The 2,106-nt window shown below is 74.1% G+C and carries 2 protein-coding genes; both read left to right on the forward strand.

The genetic code is table 11. From position 1 onward, the window contains the following. Positions 1–122 precede the first annotated feature (122 nt). Complete coding sequence (locus EYA84_RS31030) at positions 123–1,769, forward strand: acyclic terpene utilization AtuA family protein (protein WP_394347633.1); 1,647 nt, start codon at positions 123–125, stop codon at positions 1,767–1,769. Beyond that, a partial coding sequence (locus tag EYA84_RS31035; RefSeq protein ID WP_161595079.1) for an acyl-CoA dehydrogenase family protein occupies positions 1,766–2,106 on the forward strand: 341 nt, incomplete at its 3' end. The genes EYA84_RS31030 and EYA84_RS31035, both read left to right, overlap by 4 nt.

Below are 2,106 nucleotides of genomic sequence, written 5' to 3' on the forward strand. Positions count from 1 at the left end.
GGCGACGACCGTGCCGGAGCCCGCGCGTGAGCGCGCCCGACCGGCGGCCACGCACGGGTGACGTGCTGCGGGTAGGCAACGCGTCCGGCTTCTACGGTGACCGGTTCTCCGCGTGGCGGGAGATGCTCGACGGCGGCGAACTGGACGTGCTGACCGGCGACTACCTGGCGGAGTTGACCATGCTGATCCTCGGCCGGGACCGGATGCGCGACCCCGACCTCGGGTACGCGAAGACGTTCCTGCGGCAGCTCGAAGGGTGCCTCGGCACCGCGCTGGACCGCCGGGTCGCGCTGGTCACCAACGCCGGTGGACTCCACCCGGCGGGGCTGGCCGCCGCGATCCGCGCTCTCGCGGAGCGACTCGGGCTGCCCGTGCGGGTCGGGTACGTCGAGGGCGACACCCTGGCCCGCCCGGACGCGCTCACCGCGAACGCGTACCTCGGGGCGTTCGGTATCGCCGCCTGCCTCGACGCCGGGGCGGACGTGGTGGTGACCGGCCGGGTCACCGACGCCTCCCTGGTGGTCGGCCCGGCCGTGGCCCACTTCGGCTGGACGCACGACGACCTGGACGCGCTGGCCGGCGCCACCGTCGCCGGGCACCTGATCGAGTGCGGGGCCCAGGTCACCGGCGGCAACTACAGCTTCTTCACCGAGCTGCCCGACGGCGGCCACCGGCCCGGCTTCCCCGTCGCCGAGCTGCGCCGCGACGGTTCGTCGGTGCTCACCAAGCATCCCGGCACCGGCGGCGCGGTCACCGTGGAGACGGTCACCGCCCAACTGTTGTACGAGGTGGCCGGGCCCGCGTACCTCGGGCCGGACGTGGTGACCCGGCTGGACACGGTCGCGCTGCGCCAGGACGGGCCGGACCGGGTACGCGTCTCCGGTGTCCGGGGCACGCCACCGCCGGAGACGCTCAAGGTGGGCGTCAACAACCTCGGCGGCTTCCGCAACTCGATGACGTTCGTGCTCTGCGGGCTGGACATCGAGGCGAAGGCGGCCCTGGTCCGGACGCAACTGGAGGCGGCGGTCGGCACCGACGGGCTGGAGTTCCAGGTGGCCCGCACCGACCACCCGGACGCGACCGACACCGAGGTGGCGAGTGCGCTGCTGCACGTACACCTGCGGGACGGTGACAGGACGCGGGCCGGACGGGCGTTCTCGACGGCGGCGGTGGAGCTGGCGCTGGCCTCCTATCCCGGCTGCACGCTGACCACGCTGCCCGGCGACGCCACCCCGTACGGCGTCTTCACCACCGACACCGTGCCCCAGGACGCGGTCACCCACGTCGCCGTACTGCCCGACGGCACCCGACGCACCATCCCCCCACCCCCGGTGCGATGTAAGGAGGGGTCCCCTGTACGACACCAGGCGATAGCAGGGGACCCTTCCTTACACCTGAGGGCGGGGACGCGGCGAGCACCGCTCGGGGAGTTGGTCGGGGCGCGCTCGGGCGACAAGGGCGGGGACGCGAACCTCGGCGTGTGGGCGCGTACCGACGCGACGTGGGCCTGGCTGCGCGGGTGGCTGACCGTGGCCCGGCTCGCCGAGTTGCTGCCGGAGACCGCCCCGCTGACCGTGCGGCGCTACGAACTGCCGAACCTGCGGGCGGTCAACTTCGTGATCGAGGGGCTGCTCGGACCGGGGGTGGCCGGTTCGACCCGTTTCGACCCACAGGCCAAGGCGCTCGGTGAGCTGCTCCGCGCCCGGCTGGTCGACCTGCCGGCGGAGTTGCCCACGGGTCCGGCCCCCACCGGGAGGTCGGCAGGATGACCATCGTGGACACGCCGGAGCGGCGTCAGTTGCGCGAACTGACCCGGGCTTTCGTGACCCGGGAGGTGCTGCCGCACCTGGCCGACTGGGAGAGGGCCGGCGAGGTGCCCCGCGCGCTGCACGTCACCGCCGCGCGGACCGGGCTGCTCGGCGTCGGCTTCCCGGAGTCGGTCGGCGGCAGCGGCGGCGACCTGCTCGACTCGATCGTCGTCACCGAGGAGATCATCCGCGCCGGCGGCTCGTCGGGGCTGGTCGCGGCCCTGTTCACACACGGCATCGCGCTGCCGCACATGGTCGCCGCAGCCGGCGGTCGGCTCGGCGGCACGCTCCCGGGCGC

The sequence above is a fragment of the Verrucosispora sp. SN26_14.1 genome, from assembly GCF_004307965.1.
Classification (GTDB): Bacteria; Actinomycetota; Actinomycetes; order Mycobacteriales; family Micromonosporaceae; genus Micromonospora.

Excerpts from the sequence above, each read along its gene's own strand:
- EYA84_RS31030 (WP_394347633.1), top strand. The coding sequence starts at position 123 with ATGCTCGACGGCGGCGAACTGGACGTGCTGACCGGCGACTACCTGGCG.